This is a genomic window from Phyllobacterium sp. NPDC097923, from assembly GCF_044760925.1.
Lineage (GTDB): Bacteria > Pseudomonadota > Alphaproteobacteria > Rhizobiales > Rhizobiaceae > Phyllobacterium > Phyllobacterium calauticae.
The window spans coordinates 168,963-190,381 of record NZ_JBIWBL010000001.1; the positions used below are offsets into that span (position 1 = coordinate 168,963).

General features: G+C 59.4%; 21 protein-coding genes and 1 riboswitch. Of the genes, 16 read left to right on the top strand and 5 right to left on the bottom strand.

The window, feature by feature from the left end:
- Positions 1-114: 114 nt before the first annotated feature.
- From ACIQWS_RS00835 to fghA, 4 genes are read left to right on the top strand one after another with little or no spacing between them, the layout of a single operon-like run.
- Entirely contained in the window at positions 115-1,227 is a 1,113-nt protein-coding gene (locus ACIQWS_RS00835) for an S-(hydroxymethyl)glutathione dehydrogenase/class III alcohol dehydrogenase (protein WP_223612215.1), read from the top strand.
- Positions 1,227-1,703 (top strand): GNAT family N-acetyltransferase, encoded by a 477-nt coding sequence (locus ACIQWS_RS00840; RefSeq protein ID WP_403169307.1) that lies wholly within the window; start codon positions 1,227-1,229, stop codon positions 1,701-1,703. The genes ACIQWS_RS00835 and ACIQWS_RS00840 overlap by 1 nt, the downstream gene beginning before the upstream one ends.
- A 6-nt stretch (positions 1,704-1,709) precedes the next feature.
- Positions 1,710-2,360: a DUF1345 domain-containing protein gene (locus ACIQWS_RS00845; protein ID WP_403169310.1), complete on the top strand. Its 651-nt coding sequence runs from the start codon at positions 1,710-1,712 to the stop codon at positions 2,358-2,360.
- A 27-nt stretch (positions 2,361-2,387) separates the two neighbouring features.
- Positions 2,388-3,221: an S-formylglutathione hydrolase gene (fghA, locus tag ACIQWS_RS00850; RefSeq protein ID WP_403169313.1), complete on the top strand. Its 834-nt coding sequence runs from the start codon at positions 2,388-2,390 to the stop codon at positions 3,219-3,221.
- Positions 3,222-3,231: 10 nt separating this feature from the next.
- Here fghA and ACIQWS_RS00855 read toward each other — a convergent pair whose 3' ends face one another.
- The 3 genes from ACIQWS_RS00855 to ACIQWS_RS00865 form a co-directional block, all read right to left on the bottom strand.
- Positions 3,232-3,993 carry an RES family NAD+ phosphorylase gene (locus ACIQWS_RS00855; protein ID WP_403169316.1) on the bottom strand — a complete coding sequence of 254 codons (762 nt, stop codon included), beginning with the start codon at positions 3,991-3,993 and terminating at the stop codon, positions 3,232-3,234.
- Positions 3,953-4,336 carry an MbcA/ParS/Xre antitoxin family protein gene (locus tag ACIQWS_RS00860; RefSeq protein WP_223612210.1) on the bottom strand — a complete coding sequence of 128 codons (384 nt, stop codon included), beginning with the start codon at positions 4,334-4,336 and terminating at the stop codon, positions 3,953-3,955. The genes ACIQWS_RS00855 and ACIQWS_RS00860 overlap by 41 nt, the downstream gene beginning before the upstream one ends.
- An 86-nt stretch (positions 4,337-4,422) precedes the next feature.
- Complete coding sequence (locus ACIQWS_RS00865) at positions 4,423-5,802, bottom strand: cytochrome P450 (protein WP_403169319.1); 1,380 nt, start codon at positions 5,800-5,802, stop codon at positions 4,423-4,425.
- Positions 5,803-6,083: 281 nt separating this feature from the next.
- Between ACIQWS_RS00865 and ACIQWS_RS00870 the strand changes: the two genes are divergently transcribed.
- From ACIQWS_RS00870 to gyrB, 3 genes are all read left to right on the top strand, one after another.
- Positions 6,084-7,898 carry a hypothetical protein gene (locus ACIQWS_RS00870; RefSeq protein WP_403169321.1) on the top strand — a complete coding sequence of 605 codons (1,815 nt, stop codon included), beginning with the start codon at positions 6,084-6,086 and terminating at the stop codon, positions 7,896-7,898.
- The gene (locus tag ACIQWS_RS00875; protein ID WP_403169324.1) at positions 7,891-8,319 is read left to right on the top strand and encodes a hypothetical protein; all 429 of its coding nucleotides are present in this window, start codon (positions 7,891-7,893) and stop codon (positions 8,317-8,319) included. Before ACIQWS_RS00870 ends, ACIQWS_RS00875 begins: the two co-directional genes overlap by 8 nt.
- 270 nt (positions 8,320-8,589) lie before the next feature.
- Complete coding sequence (gyrB, locus tag ACIQWS_RS00880; RefSeq protein WP_223612206.1) at positions 8,590-11,031, top strand: DNA topoisomerase (ATP-hydrolyzing) subunit B; 2,442 nt, start codon at positions 8,590-8,592, stop codon at positions 11,029-11,031.
- 120 nt (positions 11,032-11,151) lie between these two features.
- Here the strand turns inward: gyrB and ACIQWS_RS00885 are convergent, their stop codons facing one another.
- Complete coding sequence (locus ACIQWS_RS00885; RefSeq protein ID WP_403169327.1) at positions 11,152-11,442, bottom strand: HigA family addiction module antitoxin; 291 nt, start codon at positions 11,440-11,442, stop codon at positions 11,152-11,154.
- Positions 11,443-11,450: 8 nt separating this feature from the next.
- The gene (locus ACIQWS_RS00890; protein ID WP_403169330.1) at positions 11,451-11,729 is read right to left on the bottom strand and encodes a type II toxin-antitoxin system RelE/ParE family toxin; all 279 of its coding nucleotides are present in this window, start codon (positions 11,727-11,729) and stop codon (positions 11,451-11,453) included.
- 279 nt (positions 11,730-12,008) lie between these two features.
- Between ACIQWS_RS00890 and ACIQWS_RS00895 the strand changes: the two genes are divergently transcribed.
- The 9 genes from ACIQWS_RS00895 (at position 12,009) to ACIQWS_RS00935 (ending at position 21,412) form a co-directional block, all read left to right on the top strand.
- Positions 12,009-13,064: a dipeptidase gene (locus ACIQWS_RS00895; protein ID WP_346306372.1), complete on the top strand. Its 1,056-nt coding sequence runs from the start codon at positions 12,009-12,011 to the stop codon at positions 13,062-13,064.
- A 28-nt stretch (positions 13,065-13,092) separates the two neighbouring features.
- The gene (locus ACIQWS_RS00900; protein ID WP_403169333.1) at positions 13,093-14,703 is read left to right on the top strand and encodes an ABC transporter substrate-binding protein; all 1,611 of its coding nucleotides are present in this window, start codon (positions 13,093-13,095) and stop codon (positions 14,701-14,703) included.
- Positions 14,704-14,730: 27 nt separating this feature from the next.
- A complete protein-coding gene (locus tag ACIQWS_RS00905) occupies positions 14,731-15,798 on the top strand; it encodes an ABC transporter permease (protein ID WP_403169336.1) in 1,068 nt (355 codons plus the stop codon).
- Positions 15,795-16,730 carry a nickel transporter permease gene (gene nikC, locus ACIQWS_RS00910; RefSeq protein ID WP_403169339.1) on the top strand — a complete coding sequence of 312 codons (936 nt, stop codon included), beginning with the start codon at positions 15,795-15,797 and terminating at the stop codon, positions 16,728-16,730. Before ACIQWS_RS00905 ends, nikC begins: the two co-directional genes overlap by 4 nt.
- A complete protein-coding gene (locus ACIQWS_RS00915; RefSeq protein ID WP_223612200.1) occupies positions 16,727-17,560 on the top strand; it encodes an ABC transporter ATP-binding protein in 834 nt (277 codons plus the stop codon). Before nikC ends, ACIQWS_RS00915 begins: the two co-directional genes overlap by 4 nt.
- Positions 17,557-18,330 carry an ABC transporter ATP-binding protein gene (locus ACIQWS_RS00920; protein WP_346306489.1) on the top strand — a complete coding sequence of 258 codons (774 nt, stop codon included), beginning with the start codon at positions 17,557-17,559 and terminating at the stop codon, positions 18,328-18,330. Before ACIQWS_RS00915 ends, ACIQWS_RS00920 begins: the two co-directional genes overlap by 4 nt.
- Before the next feature lie 125 nt (positions 18,331-18,455).
- On the top strand, positions 18,456-19,406 hold the full coding sequence (locus tag ACIQWS_RS00925; protein WP_403169344.1) for a TadE/TadG family type IV pilus assembly protein: 951 nt from the start codon (positions 18,456-18,458) through the stop codon (positions 19,404-19,406).
- A gap of 56 nt (positions 19,407-19,462) precedes the next feature.
- Positions 19,463-19,565: riboswitch (TPP riboswitch) on the top strand.
- Positions 19,566-19,676: 111 nt separating this feature from the next.
- Positions 19,677-20,420, top strand: coding sequence for an ABC transporter permease (locus ACIQWS_RS00930; RefSeq protein ID WP_403169347.1), 744 nt, complete (start codon positions 19,677-19,679; stop codon positions 20,418-20,420).
- 38 nt (positions 20,421-20,458) lie between these two features.
- Positions 20,459-21,412 carry an ABC transporter substrate-binding protein gene (locus ACIQWS_RS00935; protein ID WP_403169350.1) on the top strand — a complete coding sequence of 318 codons (954 nt, stop codon included), beginning with the start codon at positions 20,459-20,461 and terminating at the stop codon, positions 21,410-21,412.
- Positions 21,413-21,419 lie beyond the last annotated feature (7 nt).

Genomic DNA, 21,419 nt, shown 5'->3' on the forward strand with positions numbered 1-21,419 from the left:
GATCGGCGACCAGAAATGTCGCCGATTTGATTGACGATCCCCGATGTGATCCTGATAGTGCACAACTGCAAATCAGTATACCGCATGTTGAAAGACGCATCAGGGAGAATTCGCATGAAATCGCGCGCCGCCGTTGCCTGGGAAGCCAGGAAGCCACTGACCATCGAAACCATCGAGATCGGCGGGCCGAAGCCGGGCGAGGTTCTGGTGGAAGTCATGGCCACCGGCGTGTGCCATACGGATGCCTATACGCTCTCCGGCCTTGATTCCGAAGGCAAATTTCCCGCCATTCTCGGCCATGAAGGCGCCGGCATCGTGCGCGAGCTCGGCGCCGGCGTGACCTCGCTGAAGGTCGGCGACCATGTCATTCCGCTCTATACGCCCGAATGCCGCCAGTGCAAGACCTGCCTGTCGCAGCGCTCGAACCTGTGCACCTCCATCCGCTCGACTCAAGGACAGGGCGTCATGCCCGACGGCACCAGCCGCTTTTCCTGCGATGGCGGCGAAGTCTTCCATTACATGGGCTGCTCAACCTTCTCCAATTTCACCATCCTGCCGGAAATCGCTTTGGCCAAGGTGCGTGAGGACGCGCCCTTCGACAAGATCTGCTATATCGGCTGCGGCGTGACCACCGGCATCGGCGCGGTGATCTATACAGGCAAGGTCTGGCCCGGCGCCAATGTGGTGGTCTTCGGGCTCGGCGGCATCGGCCTCAATGTCATCCAGGGCGCGCGCATGGTCGGCGCCGACAAGATCATCGGTGTCGATCTCAACCCCGCCAAGGTCGAGATGGCGAAAAGATTCGGCATGACCCATTTCGTCAACCCCAATGAGGTCGGCAATGACAAGGTGGTGCAGGCCATCCAGGACCTGACCGATGGCGGCGCGGATTTCTCCTTCGATGCAACCGGCAACACCAATGTCATGCGCCAGGCGCTCGAATGCTGCCATCGCGGCTGGGGCACCAGCATCGTCATCGGCGTGGCTGAAGCCGGCAAGGAAATCGCAACACGGCCGTTCCAGCTGGTCACCGGGCGCAACTGGCGCGGCACGGCCTTCGGCGGCGCGCGTGGGCGCACCGACGTGCCGAAAATCGTCGACTGGTACATGGAAGGCAAGATCGAGATCGACCCGCTCATCACCCACACCATGCCGCTCGAGGAAATCAACACCGCCTTCGACCTGATGCACGAAGGCAAATCGATCCGCTCGGTCGTCGTCTTCTGATGGCCGGTGACGGCTATACGGTGGATGTACGCGGGATGGATGAGTTCAGCCCGCGCGATCTCTATGCCATGCTGCGCCTGCGGGTCGATGTTTTCGTCGTCGAGCAGAAATGCCCCTATCCGGAACTTGATGGCAAGGACCGCGACGCGCTGCACCTGCGGCTTCTCCTCGGGGATGAACTGGTGGCGAGCGCCCGCCTGCGCCCGCCGCATGGCGGCATGGATGCGGCGCGCATCGGCCGGGTCGTCGTCTCGCCCGCGCATCGCGGCAAGCGGCTCGGCGAAAAGCTGATGGCCGAGGCCATTGCCGCCTGCGAAACCCGCTTTCCCGGCCGCCCCATCGCGCTGTCGGCGCAAAGCCACCTGCAGCGGTTTTATGAATCCTTCGGCTTTCTGCCGGTGTCGGGCGAATATCTGGAAGATGATATTCCGCATGTCGACATGCAGCGGCCGGTGACGGCGCAAACGGCGGGGTAGAAGGCGATGCTGCGCCGGCACAATCCCTTTTACATCGCAGCTGTTGCCGGTCTCGCCGCGCTGGCGCTCGCCCTGGTGTTCTACCCGCACCTTGCCTATGTGCTTGGCGCAAATACCTTCTTCATCGTCTATCTCATCCTGACGGCGTTCAAGATCCGCCGGCTGACGGCGGATTTTCTCAGGAAGAATGCGGCCCGTTCCGACGAGCCCATGGCGGTCATTTTTTTAGTTACCCTCGGCACGGTTGTCGTGGCGGTGGGGTCGCTTTTCGTGCTGATCAACAGCGGCAAGCACCCGCAGCTGATCAATCTTGTTCCCGCGCTGGCCGCCGTGCCGCTGGGCTGGGCGACCATCCATGCCATGGCCGCCATCCATTATGCCCATCTCTACTGGCAGCCGGATGAAACGGCAGAGGGCACCAAGGACAAGCCGCGCAAACATGTCGGCGGGCTGGATTTCCCCGGCGAAAAGGAGCCGGGCGGCATCGAGTTTCTGTATTTTTCCTTTGTCATCGGCATGACCGCGCAAACCTCCGATACGGCGGTCACCAGCACCGAAATGCGCAAGGTCAACCTGCTGCACGCCATCGTTTCCTTCTTCTTCAACACGGTGCTTGTCGCAGCGGCGGTTAATGTCGCTGTCGCGCTCGGCCAGTAATCAGCTCAAAAAACCACGGGAATTGTCATGGAAACGCTATCGATCGCCAGGAGTTTTGAAGGCACGCAGGGAGTCTATCGCCATCGCAGCGATGCCTGCCAGTGCGACATGACCTTCGCGGTGTTTCTGCCGCCGCAGGCCAAGGATGGTCCGGTGCCGGTGCTGTGGTATCTCTCGGGTCTCACCTGCACCCACCAGAACGTTATGGACAAGGGTGAATACCGCCGCGTGGCGGCCGAGCACGGCGTTGCCATCGTCTGCCCCGATACCAGCCCGCGCGGCGATCACGTGCCTGATGAAAAGGACAATTGGCAGTTCGGGTCAGGCGCCGGATTTTATCTCGATGCGACCGAGGCGCCCTATGCCGACAACTACCGCATGGCGAGTTATATCGCGCAGGAACTGCCGGCGCTGATCGCCGCCAATTTTCCCGTCGATATGGCGCGGCAGGGTATTTTCGGCCATTCCATGGGCGGGCACGGCGCCATCACGCTGGCGCTGAAGCACCCCGGCCGTTACCGCTCCGTTTCCGCCTTTGCCCCCATCGTCCGGCCGGGTGTCGCGGGCTGGTCGCGTCCAGCCTTTGAAAAATACCTCGGCACCGACGAGACGGCCTGGCGCGCCTATGACAGCGTGCTTTTGATCGAGGATGGCCACCGGGTGCCGGAACTGCTGGTGGATCAGGGCAAGGCTGATGGTTTTCTCGATGACGGCCTGCGGCCATGGCTCCTGGAAGAGGCGTGCCGGCAGGCCAACATTCCGCTGACGCTCCACATGCGCGATGGCTACGACCATTCCTATTTCTTCATTTCCACCTTCATGGCCGATCATGTCGCCTGGCATGCCGCGCGGCTCGGTTAGGCCGGGGGTCTTACAGGCGCAGTGTCCTTGCCATGCGCGGGTCGCCGGCAAAGATCGCGCGGCTGAAACCCAGCCGGATGTCCGGCTGGTCGCAGATGGCTTTGACGCCATAATCGGAAAACACCAGCCGCCAGGTGGTCGTGTGCGTGGGGCGCGGCATGGCGAAGGCACCGCAGGAGAGCAGCGCCAGATTGGCACCGCCCGCAGGGTCGCGCACCGACTGGTAGCGGATGATCTCGATGCCCGCCTGATGCGCCGCGTCGGCCAGCGCAAGGCAGGCCGTATAGTCGGTCAGGTGCGTCCAATGCTCTGCATGCCGGGCAAAGGGCGGTGCCAGCAGATCGATACCGCGCTTCGTCGCATAGCGGCTCTCGAAAGCGGTGAATTCCAGTGCATTGCGCGGCCAAGGCGTCCCCGGGCTCTCGCTGAAGAACAAGAGCCGGTAGAATGCCGTCTCGGCTACCGCCGTTTCAACCACTTCGCTGGCATAGAACACGCCGGGGGAATAGCCCTCGCGCCGGAAGCGTGAATTGCCGGGATAGCGGCCATAGCGAAAGGGCGTTGCCAGGAGATAATCGAGCCGGGCGCAATCCGGCGGCAGGGGCGGCTTGGTCGCTTCGATTTCGTCCTCGAGCAAGGCCTGCTCGTCGAGTGTATCGACAAGTTTCATGGTGGAAACGCGGTGTTGCGCCTCAACGAGACGCCAGCAGGCGCCGTGCCGGTCGCGCGCCTCAGATCGGAGCGCGTCGGGCGTCCAGATAGGCAAGGACATGGGCGAGACCGTCAATGGTTTTGATGCGGTTGAGCGGCTTGCCCCCCAGCATGCTGTTGTCGGTGCGGATCCACTGCCGGGCGACGCTGTCGTCACCGCCGACAATGGCGTCCAGCGAACGGTAGAGCCGGATGAAAAGCAGCGCCAGCTCATAACTCTTGCCGGTGAGCGGCGTGCCATCCTCGCTGCGCTTCAGGCGCGATATGCTGGGCTCCGACAGGCCGACCACGGTCGACAGTTCCTTGGCGGTCAGTCCGAGCAGTTCGGACGACCGCAGCAAAGCCTTGGAAACAACGGCGGTCTTGCTGGTGTGTTCCGGTGTGCGTTGGGTGAGTGCCGACATGTCTATACCTTTCATCTGAAAGGAATATAGCTTTAATTTCAGGTGAAATCAATAGGCAGAGATTTTGGTTATCTGGAAGCCATTCCCTACCGTCGTGCCGAAACCGCCATGGGCAGTCCGCCATCGGGTTGTGTTGTGAGTTTCTGCACCGGCCATGGCTTTGCCGTGCCCACCGTATCGAAACGATACCTGTGCAGCAGCGTTGCCAGCGCGATGATGGCCTCCTGCAGCGCAAAGCTGGCGCCGATGCACACGCGCGGTCCGGCGCCGAACGGCAGGTACTGGAAGCGGTCGATCGTGTCGCGGTTTTCCGGATGGAAGCGCGAGGGCACGAAGGCTTCGGGATTGTCCCAGTAGAGGCGGTGGCGATGCACCGTCCATGGCATGACCAGAATGGCGGACCCCTTGGGAATATGCAGATCCTTGTACTGATCGTTCTCCATCGGCTCGCGATTGATCGAAGGCGCCGGCGGGTAGAGGCGCATGGCTTCCTCGAACGCGGCCCGCGTGAAGGGCAGGGCGTTCAGCCAGTCATGCGGCGCCGGCAGCGGGTCCTGCTGCATGAAGGCGTCGATTTCCTGTTCGATCAGATCGCGTTCCCACGGCGCCTGTGCCAGCAGATAGAATGTCCAGCCCAGCGCCCGCGCCGTGGTTTCATGCCCGGCGCCGATGAAGGTGATGATATTGTCTTCGATCTCGGCGCGCGACAGCCCGTCCGGTCCTTCCGCACGCAGCAGCAGCGTCAGGAAATCGTTGGGAACGGCGTCGCCATCCCGGTCCATGCGCGCCTTGCGCAGGACGATCGTCTCGGCAACGATCTTGCGGAAGAAGGCCAGTGCCCTGCGGCCGCGGATCTGGGTGAAGCGCGGCAGCCAGCTCGGCGCACCGAGGAGGTCCAGCGGATCGACGCGCCCCATTGTCTCGAACAGGCGGTCGACTTCATGGGCGAATTCGTCGGGTTCACCGGCAATTTCGCCGGAAAACAGGGTTTCCGCCAGGATATCATAGGTGAGCATCGTCATGTCGCGGGACACATCGACAGTGCCCACCACGCTTTCATAGCGTTCGGCAAAGCTTTCCGTGGTCCGCTTCATCGCTTCGGCAAAACCGTTGATATGGCGCGGGGTAAAAACGGGCGCCATGGCCCTGCGCGAGCGCTTCCAGGTCTCGCCTTCGGCAGTGAGCAGCCCGTCGCGCAGGATCGGGCGCAGGATGCGCTGGCGCACAGCCGCCATCTTGTAGTTCTTGGCGTTGTCGACGAGGACGTGGCGGATCAGACCGGGATCATTGGCGATGATCGTGTGCTGGAAGGCCCAGTCAATGGATACCCATGGTTCGTTGTAGGATGGCTCTCCCCACAATTCGAGCGGATTGCGGTAAATGGTGCGGATCAGCTCGATCGTGCCGACCGGGCCCGTGCGCGGCACCGGCGCGGGGGGGATGAATGCGGTTCTGACAGTGTCCATGTGGCGGCCTCCAGACCCACGATGTGGGGATGTTGTTTCCCGATGTCCAGCCATTCAACCCCGATTCCTGCAATGTCCCGGCTCTTCGCCGGTTCGCCATCGGCGTATCGACCAATGGCTAATTGACGAGGTGTGGCCGGGCAGGGTGTACTCATTCCATGCACCGCCATTTTTGTGAGACAGTCGATACGACTGACCGAAAATCAGATTTGTTCTCAATTTTTATCTCATTATATCAATAGCTTAAGTATTTTATCGATTTGTATTATGAGGTTGTGACCATGGCTTTCCGCCTGTACTGGCTCCTGCTGGCGGCGTTTCTCGTCTCCTGCAGTGGCGGTTCCGATTCCGAAAAATCCGCTTCAACCGCCTCGTCAGGAACTTTTACCGCCCCCAAGCCCGTGCAGCCGGTGCCCGGGAGTGCCGTCTTTGCCTATGGGTTCCACGACGCGGTGGACCGCCTGGCTGTGAGCGAAACGCCTTCCAGCAAGGCGCAGACGATCAACCTCAAGGGGAGTGTCATTCAGTTCACCGCAACCGCCGGTCATATGATTGCCTATGACTGGGCGGGCGCCCCGCCGAAGCCGGTCGATCTGGCGCGACTCGATGCGCAAGCCGCCATTTTCTATACGGCTTATACGCGTGATGACCTGCCGCGCGAAACCCGCCCGGTCACCTTCGTTTTCAATGGCGGGCCGGGCAACGCATCGGCAGATCTTGATCTCGATTTTCTTGGACCGAAGAAAGTTGATCCGGTGTCGCCGGAATTGAAGCTGCTCGACAATCCCGATACGCTGCTCGACAAAACCGATCTTGTGTTTGTCGATCCGGTTGGAACGGGTTATTCCGCAGCGATCCGGCCCTATGAAAACGCGGATTTCTGGGGCGTCGACAGCGACGCCAAGGTCCTGCGTGACTTTATCACCCGTTACATCAACCTCGCCGGCCGGCAAAGCTCGCCGAAATATGTTTACGGTCTATCCTATGGCGGCATGCGTGCGCCGATCATCGGGCGCCGGCTCATCGAAAGCGGCACCCGAGATTATGCGGCTGGCCCGGACGGCAAGCCGGCCAATATCCTGGCCGGACTGATCCTGAACTCGCCGATGCTGGACTTTAAAACAGATTGCCGCCAATCCAACTTCTCCTGCGGGGGAGCGCTGCCGACCTATGCCATGGTTGCCGCCTATCATGGCAAACCCGCCGGACGTCAGGATCTGACGGCCGAGGATCTGAAAACGGCCGATCCAGCAACTGCGGCGTCAAGGATCGCGAGATTTCTGTCGGATGTCCGCACATTTGCCGTCACCTTCAACAGCCTGTATCTGGCCGTATTCCCGGGCGTTTCTCAAGCGGCCTCTGACCGAATCCAATGGGACGCTTACCTCAAGGCACCCAACTGGTCCGTTTCGGACGCAGGTCAACCCAATGCTGAAGATTTCCTCAATAGGCTCTACTCGCTTACCGGAATAGGCAAACCGTACCAGAAAGGGAATATGTCCAAGGACAATCCCTGGATCGAAACGCCCAATCTCAATCCCATGCAATTCCTTGAAAAGTTTGATCCGGTGCAGGGTAAGCTTGTCATCAACGACGGACGGGAGTTTTTGCCCAGACAGGCAATCGATCCGATGTTGGATCGGACGGATATTTATTATAGTTTCATAGAGACCTATCAGGCCGGTTTCATGAACTACAGGTCGACATCACCTTATCTGAATCTCAACGGAAGCATCATCAGCAACTGGGAGTTCTTGCCTGATCCAAGGCTGCTTGGTGCCGAAGGCAGGTTGGGAGCCAGTCTCCCGGATATGGCTTTTGCCTTGACCTTGAACCCCAATCTGAAGGTTCTCATCCAGCACGGTTATTACGACCTCAACACCGTGTTTCATCAGACGGAACTGAACATAACGCGCGCTGGCTTGGCGGCCAAGGTACCGGTCAAAACCTATGAGGGCGGTCACGGAGTGCTGCCCGGCAAGACCCGTTCCTATGAGCGTGTCATGCAGGATATCGATACATTCTATGCCCAGCCCCTGGCGAACATGATTGCCGCGTTGAATGCGCCTCTCGCAGCAGGGGATAGCCATGAATAAATTTGCTTTGTGGATGACCACGGTTTTGCTCGCTGTCAGCGCACAAGCACCGGCCTCCCATGCCGGGGATTCCATCAATCTGACCGGGCCGGATCCGGACATGCGGACGCGCGTGCTGCGCGCCATTCCGCCGCGTGACCAGCCGGGACAGGGAAATCCCGAGCCGGTCACGCCGGAGGGCATGGACAGCGCCATCGACCGCCGTATCCGTTCTCTGTTTGAACAGGCGGCTGACCCTGCCACGCAGCGTGTCACCGTCGCTTCGGCGGAAAAAGCCAGCGTGGGCTATTTTGCCGATCATTTCCGGGAAATCGATCGTGACGAAAGCGGTAGTCTCGATTTCGCCGAGGTCAAGACGTTTTTCGACGCCCGGTCCCCCATTGCAAGGCCAACGTCGACCGGAATCCAGATGATCAGATAGCGTGCAGCACTCTGTTCCTGTCCGTGGAGTGGCGCCCGGAATGAATTGCGCGAGAAGGTACGCCGCGCTCAGCCTGAATCTGTGCATACTGCAGGGTTCAGGCACGGATTTCCGCGTTGATCAGGCGTTTTTTAGCCATGATCCGTGGATAGCCTATAGGCTAAGAATTGGAAAAATGTACATTAACCACTATATCTAGGTCTGTAGCCGGGCATGATTCGCCCGGGTCCTTCACGCCAGTTCACGGCGCCAAGAAAAGATTGAATTTATATGAGTGATACACCTGAGATGACGACCGGAACTTCACCGGAATATGGTGCAGATTCTATCAAGGTTCTCAAGGGGTTGGATGCTGTCCGCAAGCGCCCGGGTATGTATATCGGCGATACGGACGACGGTTCCGGCTTGCACCACATGGTTTATGAAGTCGTCGACAACGCCATTGACGAGGCGCTTGCCGGTCATGCAACGCGCGTCACTGTCACGCTCAATCCCGACGGGTCCTGCACCGTCACGGATAACGGACGCGGAATTCCCACGGATATGCACGAGGAAGGCGTCTCCGCAGCCGAGGTCATCATGACCCAGCTGCACGCCGGCGGTAAGTTCGATCAGAACTCCTACAAGGTGTCAGGCGGTCTGCATGGCGTGGGTGTTTCCGTGGTCAACGCCCTGTCGGTCTGGCTGCGCCTCAAGATTCGCCGTCAGGGCAAAATCCATGAAATGAGTTTCACCCATGGCGTTGCCGATGCTCCGCTGCGGGAAATCGGCGAGTCCAATGGCGAGACCGGCACGGAAGTGTCGTTCCTGCCCTCGACCGACACATTCACCATGGTCGAGTTCGATTTCAAGACGCTGGAACATCGTTTGCGCGAACTGGCTTTCCTGAATTCCGGTGTTCGCATCCTTCTGGCTGACCGCCGCCATGCCGATCCGGTCGAGCTCGAGCTGTTTTATGAGGGCGGGCTGACGGCCTACGTCAAATATCTCGATCGCACCAAAAAGGAACTGGTCAGCGAACCGATTTATATTCGCGGTGAACGCGATGACACCACGGTGGAAGTCGCCATGTGGTGGAATGACAGCTATCACGAGAATGTTCTGTGCTTCACCAACAACATTCCGCAGCGCGATGGCGGGACGCATCTCGCCGGTTTCCGCGGTGCGCTGACGCGCCAGATGACCGGCTATGCCGAAAACACCGGGCAGGCGAAAAAGGCAAAGGTGTCGCTGACCGGCGACGATTGCCGTGAAGGTCTGACCGCCGTTCTCTCCGTCAAGGTGCCGGACCCGAAATTCTCGTCGCAGACCAAGGACAAGCTCGTTTCATCCGAAGTGCGCGCGGTCGTCGAAAGTCTCGTCAACGAGGCCTTGTCGAGCTGGCTGGAAGAACATCCCGCCGAAGGCAAGGTTCTGGTGGAAAAGGTCATCCAGGCTGCGTCCGCCCGTGAGGCTGCCCGCAAGGCGCGCGACATCACCCGCAAGAATTCGCTGAGCATCAGCTCGCTGCCCGGCAAGCTTGCCGATTGCCAGGAACGCGATCCGGCCAAGTCGGAAATCTTCATTGTCGAGGGCGATTCCGCCGGTGGTTCGGCCAAGGGCGGCCGCTCGCGCCAGAACCAGGCGATCCTGCCGCTGCGCGGCAAGATCCTGAATGTCGAGCGTGTCAAGCTGGACCGCATGCTCTCCTCCGACCAGATCGGCACGCTGATCCTGGCGCTGGGAACCAGCATCGGCAAGGACGAGTTCAACCCGGACAAGCTGCGGTACCACAAGATCATCATCATGACCGACGCCGACGTCGACGGGGCGCATATTCGCACGCTGCTGCTGACGTTCTTCTTCCGCCAGATGCCGGAACTGATCGAGCGTGGCCATATCTATATCGCCCAGCCGCCGCTTTATAAGGTGTCGCGCGGCAAGTCCTCGCAATACATCAAGAATGAAGCGGCCTTCGAGGAGTTCCTGATCGATTCAGGCCTTGAAGAAGCATCGCTGGAGTTGACCGGCGGCGAAGTGCGGGCCGGCACCGATCTGCGGTCTGTCATCAATGATGCGCTGGCTGTCCGTCATCTGCTGCTGGGCCTCAATACCCGCTACGACCGTGCCGTCGTCGAGCAGGCGACCATTGCCGGCGCGCTCAATCCGGAAGCCATTTCCGATACGCCGCGTGCCGAGCTTTTGGTGAAGGAAGTCGCTGCCCGCCTCGACCTGATCGCCGAAGAAACGGAAAAGGGCTGGACCGGCCGGCTTGCAACGCCGGATGACGGTGTCGACGGCTATGTCCTGGAGCGTTCGCTGCGCGGCGTGAAGGAAACCGTGACGCTCGACATGGCCTTGATCGGTTCGGCCGATGCGCGCCAGCTCGACCGCTATTCCCCGCGCCTGCAGGAAGTCTACGGCAAGCCGCCTGTCCTGCGCCGCAAGGAAAAGTCCGAATCCCTGGCAGGACCGATTGCCCTGCTTGAGGCGGTCTTTGCCACGGGACGCAAGGGCCTGTCGCTGCAGCGTTACAAGGGGCTGGGCGAAATGAACGCCGATCAATTGTGGGAAACCACGCTTGATCCCAATGCCCGTTCGCTGCTGCAGGTCAAAGTCAATGACGCGACAGACGCCGACAGCCTGTTCTCAAGGCTGATGGGCGATGATGTCGAGCCGCGCCGCGAGTTCATTCAGGACAATGCGCTCAGCGTTGCCAATCTGGACGTCTGATCCCGGACAATCGTTCCGGCTGCGGGCGTTGCCGTCAGGCCACCGCCCGCAGGTCAAAATCGGCGTGAATGATGTCGTCGTGGGAAGCGCCGTTTTATATCCTGTAGACAATCCATGGTCTTACGCAGCTTTTGGCGGCTGAATTGTCTTTACGGCAGGTCTGGCAGATGCCCGTGCTCGTGCAAGATCGAAGTTGATTTGCATATTCAGCCAGAACTTGGCTTCGCTAACGCCCGCCGCCTCCAAGCGAAGGGCGAGCTCAGGGCTAATTGCAGCATGCCCATTGAGAACTCGGGAAAGTGCCGGTCTCGACATGCCTAACCGTTCTGCGGCCTCGCTGACGTTAATGCCAAGCGGGTTGAGCACGGTTTCTCTCAAGACAATTCCCGGGTGCGCTGGGCTTTTCATCATGGTTGCTCCTAGTGATAATCCAGATAGTCGACTAGCTCGACACTCTGATTGTTGAAGCGAAAAATCACACGCCAATTGCCGTTGACCCAGATAGACCAATACCCATTCAGTGGGCCTTTAAGGGGATGCAGTCTGAAAGCCGGCAGTTCCAGTTGTTTGGTTGTTTCCGCAGCATCCAATGCAGTCAGAATCAGTGTCAGCTTTGCTGAATGCGCGGCCTGTATCCCTCGGGCCGAACCAGTGCGATAGAAGGTTTCAAGCCCCTTATGTCTGAAACTGATTATCATAAGATGTAACCCGTAACGGCACGCAATACAACTGTGTTGTGCACCTGGATTTTGTTGCTATCACACCGCAGCAGTGACGACCACGATCCACAGGTTGCAACCCGTCCGCATGGGCGGCCCGGCACAAATGGGGTTGCTCTTATACTTTTGTACAATTCCTATCTTGCCTGTTCCTCTGCGACATGATCTTTTGTCGAAGAAGAAGCACGCAGCACCGGACGTTGATGAAACGATTTATCGGTGGGCGTGCCTTGTTGGGTAACCTGAGTGGGAATTGAAATGCAGCCTGTCTTTGATGGTCACAACGATGTGCTTTACCGGTTGTGGAAACATTCAAAAGACGGCGCCGACCCGGTCCGCGAATTCATTGAAGGCACCACCTCAGGCCATATCGACAAAAGCCGCGCCCTGAAGGGCGGGCTCGTTGGCGGCCTGTGCGCCATCTATGTTCCGTCAGGCGATCTTGCCTTCAAGGCGCCCGATGCCAAGGGGCATTATTTTACGCCGCTCGCTGCGCCGCTCGAGCGCGCACCCTCGCTCGACATCTCCCTGGAAATGGCCTCGATTGCGCTGCGTCTGGAACAGGCGGGCGGATGGAAGCTGTGCCGTTCCACCGCCGATATCGAGGAGTCGGTGGCCAACGACCAGTTCGCCGCGGTTCTGCATATCGAGGGCTGCGAAGCGATCGATGCCGATCTGGCGGCACTCGAGGTTTTCTACGCGGCGGGGCTGCGCTCGCTCGGGCCGGTCTGGAGCCGCAACAATGTTTTCGCTCACGGGGTTCCCTTCGCCTATCCGTCCGACCCGGATACCGGTCCCGGTCTGACGGCAGCGGGCGAGGATCTGGTCAGGGCGTGCAACCGCCTCGGCATTCTTGTTGATCTGGCCCATATCACGGAAAAGGGCTTCTGGGATGTCGCCCGGATCAGCGATCAGCCGCTGGTTGCCAGCCATTCCAATGTTCACGCGCTCACGCCGATCGCACGCAATCTGACGGACAAGCAGTTCGATGCCATTCGCGAGCGCAAGGGGCTGGTCGGCCTGAACTATGCGGTCGCGATGCTGCGTCCGGACGCCCGCGAGAATGCCGACACGCCGCTCAGCGATATGGTTCGCCACATCGACTATATGGTCAATCGCATGGGAATCGACTGCGTGGCCCTTGGCTCGGATTTCGATGGTGCTAAAATCCCCAGCGAAATCACTGATGCGGCGGGCAATCAGGCGCTTGTCAAAGCGCTGGCGGATGCTGGATATTCAAGCGAGGATCTTGCAAAGATTTGCTACGGAAACTGGATGCGTATCCTGCAGTCCGCTTGGCATGAAACGAACTGAAACAACACAAAAAACAGGGGTGACTATTATGTTGATCAACCAGTTAAACGCGAAATTCCGGCTGCTTGTCGGAAGTGCGGCGCTCTCCGCGCTCGTGATATCCGGCGTGCCCGCATGGGCCGCAACGCCAGCCGATACGCTGGTCGAAGCTTTTGCCATCGACGATGTGATTACACTTGATCCGGGCGAGGCCTTCGAGCTCACCATGGGCGAGATCAACGGCAATACCTATGACAAGCTGGTGCGTCTCGACATCAATGACCCCTCGAAGATCATTCCGGACGTTGCCGAGAGCTGGACGGTTTCCGACGATGGCCTGACCTATACGTTCAAGCTGAAGCCGGGCCTGAAATTTGCTTCCGGCAATCCGCTGACCGCTGAAGACGTCGCCTATTCCTTCGAACGCGCCATCAAGATCGACAAGAGCCCCGCCTTCATCCTCACCCAGTTCGGCCTGAAGCCGGACAATATCACCGAAAAGGCCAAGGCAACGGATCCGAGCACCTTCGTTTTCACCGTTGACCAGCCCTATGCCCCAAGCTTCGTGCTCAACTGCCTGACATCGACGGTTGCATCCGTCGTCGACAAGAAGCTTGTCTCGCAGCATGTGGTCGACAATGACTACGGCAATGCCTGGATGAAGACCAATTATGCCGGTTCCGGCCCGATGAAGATCCGCGACTGGCGCGCCAACGAAATCCTCGTTCTGGAGCGCAACGACAATTATCACGGCACCAAGGCGCCGCTCAACCGCGTGATCTACCGCCATGTCAAGGAAAGCGCCACGCAGCGCCTGCTCCTGGAAAAGGGCGATATCGACGTTGCCCGCAATCTGGAGCCCAACGATCTGGAGCAGGTGGTCAAGAACAGCGACATCAAGACAACCAGCGCAGCCAAGGGCACGATCTATTATTTCAGCCTCAACCAGAAGAATGCGAACCTGGCCAAGCCGGAAGTGCGTGAAGCGCTGAAATATCTCGTCGATTATGATGCCATCGGCGAAAAGCTGATCAAGGGCATCGGCGAAATCCACCAGACCTTCCTGCCGAAGGGCATTCTGGGCGAGCTGGACGAAAAGCCCTATTCCCTCAACGTGGCGAAGGCCAAGGAACTTCTGGCCAAGGCCGGCCTGAAGGATGGTTTCTCGGTGACGATGGATGTGCGCAACGGCCAGCCGGTGACGGGCATTGCCGAATCCGTGCAGCAGACCTTTGCCCAGGGCGGCGTGAAGCTGGAGATCATTCCCGGCGACGGTAAGCAGACGCTGACCAAATACCGCGCCCGCACCCATGATATCTATATCGGTCAGTGGGGCGTGGATTACTGGGATCCGAACTCCAATGCGGAAACCTTCACCAGCAATCCGGACAATGCCGATACGGGCACCAACAAGACGCTCGCATGGCGCAATGCCTGGGATGTGCCGGATCTGACCAAGGAAACCAAGTCGGCCCTTCTGGAACGCGACACTGCCAAGCGCGCCAAGACCTATGAGGATCTGCAGAAGAAGGTTCTGGCAACCAGCCCGTTCGTTCTCCTGTTCCAGCAGACGGAAGTTGCCGGTATCCGCTCGAATCTCAAGGGTTTCAAGCTCGGACCATCTTTCGATACCAATTACGTTTTCACCGTATCGAAATGATCAGGGCAAGCGCCCAAGGCTGAAATTATGACGACCACAGAAACACAACTGGAGGCCAGGCGTTCAGGCGCCTGGGCCTCCGGCCTTGCCATTGCTATTGGCCGCTTCGTGCTGATCGGCGCGATCACTTTCCTCGGCCTTCTCGCCGTGACTTTCTTTATCGGACGGGTCATTCCCATCGATCCCGCCCTGGCGATCGTCGGCGATCGGGCTCCGGCCCATGTGGTCGAGCGCGTGCGCGAGGAATATGGCCTTAACCTGCCGCTCTATGAGCAGTTTTTCATCTATGTGAAAGGCGCGCTGCAGGGTAATTTCGGCAATTCGGTCTTGACCTCCAATCCTGTCATGACCGACATCCGCCGGGTGTTTCCCGCCACCATGGAGCTTGCCACGTTCGGCACGCTCATCGGCACGCTTTTCGGCGTACCGCTTGGGGTCCTTGCCGCGGTCAAACGTGGCAGCCTGATCGACCAGATCGTGCGTCTGATCGGCCTTATCGGCTATTCCATGCCGATCTTCTGGCTCGGATTGCTGGCGTTGCTGGTCTTTTACGCCAAGCTTGGCTGGACTTCGGGCCCGGGCCGCATCGACGTCATCTATGAATACACCTTTACGCCCATCACCGGCTTCTATCTGCTGGATGCGGTGCTGCAGGGCAATTGGGATGCCTTCCGGAATATCTTCTCGTTCATTATCCTGCCGGCCTCGCTGCTCGGTTATTTCTCGCTTGCCTATATCAGCCGCATGACCCGCAGTTTCATGCTCAATGAGCTGGAACAGGAATATATCGTTGCCGCCCGCGCCAAGGGCCTGTCGGAAACCCGTATCATCTGGGCCCACGCCTTGCGCAACGCCGCCGTGCCATTGGTGACGGTCATTGCCCTGTCCTATGCCAATTTGCTTGAAGGTTCAGTCCTGACCGAAACCGTTTTCTCGTGGCCGGGCCTCGGCCTGTACATCACCAATTCCCTGCAAAACGCGGATATGAACGCGGTCCTTGGCGGCACCATCATCATTGGCGCAGTGTTCATTGCCATCAATCTTCTGTCTGATCTTCTGTATCAGGCGCTTGACCCACGGACGCGCGCACGATGAGCCAGACAATCCATACACCGCCTCCACCCATGTCACGCCGTCAATGGCTGATGAGTGACCGTCCGCAATCGCGCCTGCAGGCAAGGCTTGGCCGCGTCTATCTGGTGTGGGGCCGCTTCGCCAGCAACCGGCTGGCGCTTGCCGGCCTTGCCATTATCGTCGCCCTGCTGGTGGTTGCAGCTTTGGCCAATGTTCTTGCGCCCCATTCACCCGTTATCGGTGACCTGCGCAATGCGCGCCTGTTGCCACCCGGTGGTGATTATTGGCTTGGCACCGATGATCAGGGCCGTGATATTCTCTCGCGCCTCATCTATGGCTCGCGCCTCACGCTCTATGTCGTGATACTCGTGGCGATCATCGCAGCACCCATCGGCCTGATCGTCGGCACCGCTGCGGGTTATGCGGGAGGCTGGGTCGATTCCATCCTCATGCGCCTCACCGATATTTTTCTGGCCTTCCCAAAGCTTATTCTCGCACTTGCGCTTGTCGCAGCCCTGGGACCTGGCATCGAAAATGCGGTCTTTGCCATCGCCGTGACGTCCTGGCCACCCTATGCGCGTATTGCGCGCGCCGAAACGCTGACGATTCGCAATTCCGACTATATTGCAGCTGTCCGCCTGATGGGGGCCTCGCCGGTCCGCATCGTCCTGCGGCACGTCATGCCGCTCTGCCTGTCCTCGCTGATTGTCCGTGTGACATTGGATATGGCCGGTATCATCCTGATTGCCGCGGGTCTTGGCTTTCTTGGTCTCGGCGCTCAGCCGCCATTGCCGGAATGGGGGGCGATGATTGCGTCGGGCCGCCGTTTCATCATGGATCAGTGGTGGGTTGCCGCAGCACCGGGCTTTGCCATTCTGATCGTCAGCCTTGGCTTCAATCTGTTGGGCGATGGCCTGCGCGATGCGCTTGATCCGCGAGGCAACAACCAATGAGCACGCTTTTGACTGTCAAGGACCTGCGGGTCCAGTTTCCGACCCGGACGGGTGTGGTCGATGCCGTGCGCGGCGTATCCTTTACGCTCGGCCGCGAACGTCTCGGTATCGTCGGCGAATCCGGTTCGGGCAAGTCCCAGACCGGGCGCGCCATCATGGGGCTGACGCCGCCGCATGCGAAAATTACTGCGGAGACGTTGAATTTCGATGGCATCGACCTGCTGAAAGTCTCGGCTGCCGAACGGCGGTCGCTGCGCGGCAACCGGATTGCCATGATTTTGCAGGACCCGAAATATTCGCTCAATCCGGTCATGAGCATCGGGCGGCAGATCGTCGAGACGCTGCGCACCCACGAAAGGGTCAGCAAATCCGAGGCGCGCAAGCGCGCGCTCGACATGCTGGCCGCCGTGCAGATCCGCGATCCCGAACGCGTCTTCGATCTCCATCCGCACGAGGTTTCGGGCGGCATGGGGCAGCGCGCCATGATTGCCATGATGTTGATCACCGGCCCGGAACTGCTGATCGCCGATGAACCGACCTCGGCGCTCGACGTGACTGTCCAGCTGGATGTTCTCGCCATCCTCGACAATCTGGTGCGCGATCGCGGCATGGGGCTGATCTTCATTTCGCACGATCTGCGGCTGGTCTCGTCGTTCTGCGACCGGGTCATCGTCATGTATGCGGGCCATATCGTCGAGGAGATCGCCGCCAAGGACCTGCACAATGCCAAACATCCCTATACGCAGGGGCTTCTGAACTGCATGCCGAAAATTGGTGCCGATACCCATCCTCTCCCTGTCCTTGATCGCAAGCCGGAGTGGGCGGCATGACGACATCTCCTGCCAAAGCGCTTGTCGTCGACAAGCTTGAAGTCACGTTCGACCGTTTCCGTGCCTTGCGGGGTGTCAGCCTCGATGTGATGCCGGGTGAATCCTTCGGGCTCGTCGGTGAATCCGGCTCCGGCAAATCGACATTGCTGCGGGCGGTTGCCGGGCTTGCGCCAACCAGCGGCGGTTCGATCACCGTGAATGGCAAGCTGCTGGACAAGAAGCGCACCAAGGCGTTCTATCGTGAAGTGCAGATGGTGTTCCAGGACCCCTATGGCTCGCTGCACCCGCGCCAGACCGTCGACCGGCTTCTGCTCGAACCACTGGCGGTCCACGGATTTGCCGACATCGAAAAGCGCATCCTGCGCGCGCTCGACGAGGTGGGTCTCGGCTCCAGCTTCCGCTTCCGCTATTCGCATCAGCTGTCCGGCGGCCAGCGCCAGCGTGTCGCCATCGCCCGGGCATTGATTCTGGAGCCGTCGATCCTGCTGCTCGATGAACCAACGTCGGCGCTCGATGCATCCGTACAGGCCGAAGTGCTGAACCTGCTGGAACAGATACGCCGCGACCGCAAGCTGACCTTCCTGATGGTCAGTCACGATCTGGCGGTGGTCACCCACATGTGCGACCGGCTGATGGTCATGCAGAGCGGTGCCGAGGTGGAGCGCCTTTCCGCCGCCGATCTTGCCGCCCGCAAGGTGACGCAGGCCTATACGCGCAATCTGCTCGTTGCCAGCGAGGGTTTTGTGCGGCCGGGCGCACCCGCTGCCTAGGTCGTGCTTTATCGGATTTTTACCATGGTGCACGACTTATCGCAGATTGAGACAATCTGAACGAATTTGCTAAGCAGGCATTTACGGCATGGCCTTCATGGTTCGCTCAACAACCGGAGCGGGCTATGAGCAAATTCAAACAATTCCTGAGAGACAAGCGTGGGGCCACGGCACTGACCTTCGGTCTGCTGCTTGTGCCGCTTATGGGCATGACCGGTCTTGCCCTTGACTATACCGTTGCCTCAAATGAAAGAGTCAATTTGCAGAACGCCGCTGACACAGCGGCGCTGGCCGGTGCCTCCATCTTCACGGGTGGCAATGCACAGGCTGCCGAGGACAGGGCACGGGCCTTTTTGCGGGCCAATCTTGGCGCCAAGGCGAGCACTGTCAGTGTCAATTTCAGTGCAAAGGACCAGAAGGTTACCGTCAATCTGGGAGGGCAGACCAATACCCTCTTCATGTCGTTGCTGAACCAGAACTCAGTCCAGATTGGTGTTACCGCCACCGCCCTTGCACCGCTCAAACCAAGCAGCGCTTCCATTACCGTTGGCGATGTCTACGGCTACTGGTTCAAACGTGTGACCATTGTTGGGGTGTTGCTAAATGGCACCGAGAAGGCTTTGGGAACAGTTGTGTACAACCCCTATGATCACAGCGGCGCTAACGGGCGGGGGACCGGTACCACTGTTCCCAATAAGAATCAGATGACGACAATCAATCTTGACGGGTACAAAGATCTCTATTTGAAAATGGACGTCAAACAGGATGGTTGCGATCTGGGTAAGAGAAACAAGAACACCAACAACAGATATGTACAATGCGTTACTGATTCCACGCAGACCCAATACGACGCGACCTTGAAAACAAATGATAAAGACCAAGTGTACTATCTGTTTGTTGATGGGAAGCAATTGCCGAAGGGCACAATACCACCGATCCTTGATATTCTGAGCTGTACCGGTACCCATCAGCATGCATGGGAAGATGGCGGTGGTTGGGATCAGCAGGACTTTTTCTATACCGTTGTCACGGCCTGCAAAGCTGTCGATGGCGAGAATGTCCGCCTGACCAACTGATGTCTGCAATCCCTGTGCGGCGCGATTGACTTTACGCCGCCGCCGCTCCATCATGACTTCATTCCGAGGGGGGCACTGTACAGTGCTGAGATAGCGTCGAGCTGGACCCTTGAACCTGATCCGGGTTATGCCGGCGTAGGAACGGGAATTGAGCATTCTTCACGCACTCTGCCTTGTCTTCGCACATATCCGGATCTCCACACGTTTGATGGAGTCCTGCAGATGCCGTTTTCGCTGAACCACCAATCGCCGAGTCTGTGACGGCCCGCCATGCGCATGCTCGTCCGCATCGCCGGAGCCCTGCTGGCTGTGCTTGCGTGCTGGCAGCTCGCTGTCTGGATGCTGCAGCCGCCGCGCTTCATCCTGCCCGGCCCCGGTTCTGTCATTGCCTCCCTGGTCGAGCAGCAGCATTATCTCCTGAGCAACGCCGCCATCACGGTGCTTGAGATCGTGCTCGGGCTGTTCTTCGGTGCCATCGCCGGAATCCTTGTTGCGCTTCTGGTGGCCGGCCTGCCGGGTTTCGGCCAGATCGTCTGGCCGCTCCTGTTGGTCTTGCAGGCGCTCCCGGTCTTTGCCATTGCACCGCTTCTGGTTCTCTGGTTCGGCTTCGGCCTCGCGTCCAAGGTCGTCATGGCCAGCCTGATCATCTTCTTCCCCGTTGCCTCGTCCTTTGCCGATGGACTGCGCCGGACCAGTCAGGACCTATTGGATGCCGCCGCCCTCACACAGGCCTCGCCGCTGGCGACACTGTTCCTCATCCGCGTGCCCAGCGCCTTGCCCGGCCTCGGTTCGGGCCTGCGTGTTGCGGCGGTCTTTGCCCCCATTGGCGCCGTGATCGGCGAATGGGTCGGTGCCTCGCGCGGACTGGGCTTCGTCATGCTGCAGGCCAATGCTCGCATGCAGACCGATACGCTGTTTGCCGCCCTCATCATCCTCGCCGTTCTGACCATTGTTCTGCGTTTCCTCGTCGATGCCTTCGCCGCACGTCTCACGCCCTGGGTGCAGGCATCATGACCGCCCCGTTTTCCCGTCCCGTTGATAAAGGAATGCCCATGTTTCGCCGCCGCGCGTTTGCCCCCGCCATCATCCTGCTGGCCGCCTTGTCTCTCCTCGCATCACCCGCAGCGGCGGCAGACAAGCTGTCTGTCTTGCTGGAATGGTTCGTCAATCCCGACCATGCGCCGCTGGTGATTGCCCGCGAGAAGGGCTTCTTCAGCGAAGCGAAACTGGACGTGGATCTGATCCCGCCGGCCGATCCGGCAGCGCCGCCGCGTCTCGTGGCGGCCAAGCAGGCGGACATCGCCATCGGCTATCAGCCCAACCTCTATCTCAGCCATGACGAAGGCCTGCCGCTGGTGCGTTTCGGCACCCTGGTGGAGACGCCGCTCAACACGGTGACCGTCCTCGCCGATGGCCCGATCAAGAGCCTGAAGGACCTGAAGGGCAAAAAAGTCGGGTTCTCCGTGGCTGGTTTTGAGGATGCCATGCTCGGCGCCATGCTGAAATCCGAAGGCTTGAAGACGGGCGATGTCGAGCTGATCAATGTCAACTTCGCGCTGTCGGCATCGCTGATCGCCAATCAGGTGGATGCCACGGTGGGCGGCTACCGCAATTTCGAGCTGACGCAGATGGCGCAGGAAGGTCACAAGGGAACGGCATTCTTTCCCGAGGAGCATGGCGTTCCCGTTTACGACGAGCTGATCTTCCTGACCCATCCCGATCTGGCGAAAGACAACCGTTTGAAACGTTTCATCGGCGCCGTGGAAAAGGGAGCGATCTATCTGACCAACCATCCCGATGAGTCCTGGTCGCTGTTCGTCAAGGCCTATCCCGATCTCGACAATGCGCTGAACCGGCAGGCATGGATCGATACATTGCCGCGTTTTGCCAAGCGTCCCGCCGCCCTCGACCGCAGCCGTTATGAACGGCTCGGCGTGTTCATGCACGAAGCGGGACTGATCAAATCGGTGCCCAAGGTGGATGACCTCGCCGTTGAACTGCAGTGAAACGATT

Bases quoted from the DNA above. Each gene is read 5' to 3' on its own strand.
- ACIQWS_RS00835 (WP_223612215.1), top strand. From the start codon at position 115: ATGAAATCGCGCGCCGCCGTTGCCTGGGAAGCCAGGAAGCCACTGACC.
- ACIQWS_RS00840 (WP_403169307.1), top strand. From the start codon at position 1,227: ATGGCCGGTGACGGCTATACGGTGGATGTACGCGGGATGGATGAGTTC.
- ACIQWS_RS00845 (WP_403169310.1), top strand. From the start codon at position 1,710: ATGCTGCGCCGGCACAATCCCTTTTACATCGCAGCTGTTGCCGGTCTC.
- fghA (WP_403169313.1), top strand. From the start codon at position 2,388: ATGGAAACGCTATCGATCGCCAGGAGTTTTGAAGGCACGCAGGGAGTC.
- ACIQWS_RS00855 (WP_403169316.1), bottom strand. From the start codon at position 3,993: ATGTCCTTGCCTATCTGGACGCCCGACGCGCTCCGATCTGAGGCGCGC.
- ACIQWS_RS00860 (WP_223612210.1), bottom strand. From the start codon at position 4,336: ATGTCGGCACTCACCCAACGCACACCGGAACACACCAGCAAGACCGCC.
- ACIQWS_RS00865 (WP_403169319.1), bottom strand. From the start codon at position 5,802: ATGGACACTGTCAGAACCGCATTCATCCCCCCCGCGCCGGTGCCGCGC.
- ACIQWS_RS00870 (WP_403169321.1), top strand. From the start codon at position 6,084: ATGGCTTTCCGCCTGTACTGGCTCCTGCTGGCGGCGTTTCTCGTCTCC.
- ACIQWS_RS00875 (WP_403169324.1), top strand. From the start codon at position 7,891: ATGAATAAATTTGCTTTGTGGATGACCACGGTTTTGCTCGCTGTCAGC.
- gyrB (WP_223612206.1), top strand. From the start codon at position 8,590: ATGAGTGATACACCTGAGATGACGACCGGAACTTCACCGGAATATGGT.
- ACIQWS_RS00885 (WP_403169327.1), bottom strand. From the start codon at position 11,442: ATGATGAAAAGCCCAGCGCACCCGGGAATTGTCTTGAGAGAAACCGTG.
- ACIQWS_RS00890 (WP_403169330.1), bottom strand. From the start codon at position 11,729: ATGATAATCAGTTTCAGACATAAGGGGCTTGAAACCTTCTATCGCACT.
- ACIQWS_RS00895 (WP_346306372.1), top strand. From the start codon at position 12,009: ATGCAGCCTGTCTTTGATGGTCACAACGATGTGCTTTACCGGTTGTGG.
- ACIQWS_RS00900 (WP_403169333.1), top strand. From the start codon at position 13,093: ATGTTGATCAACCAGTTAAACGCGAAATTCCGGCTGCTTGTCGGAAGT.
- ACIQWS_RS00905 (WP_403169336.1), top strand. From the start codon at position 14,731: ATGACGACCACAGAAACACAACTGGAGGCCAGGCGTTCAGGCGCCTGG.
- nikC (WP_403169339.1), top strand. From the start codon at position 15,795: ATGAGCCAGACAATCCATACACCGCCTCCACCCATGTCACGCCGTCAA.
- ACIQWS_RS00915 (WP_223612200.1), top strand. From the start codon at position 16,727: ATGAGCACGCTTTTGACTGTCAAGGACCTGCGGGTCCAGTTTCCGACC.
- ACIQWS_RS00920 (WP_346306489.1), top strand. From the start codon at position 17,557: ATGACGACATCTCCTGCCAAAGCGCTTGTCGTCGACAAGCTTGAAGTC.
- ACIQWS_RS00925 (WP_403169344.1), top strand. From the start codon at position 18,456: ATGAGCAAATTCAAACAATTCCTGAGAGACAAGCGTGGGGCCACGGCA.
- ACIQWS_RS00930 (WP_403169347.1), top strand. From the start codon at position 19,677: ATGCGCATGCTCGTCCGCATCGCCGGAGCCCTGCTGGCTGTGCTTGCG.
- ACIQWS_RS00935 (WP_403169350.1), top strand. From the start codon at position 20,459: ATGTTTCGCCGCCGCGCGTTTGCCCCCGCCATCATCCTGCTGGCCGCC.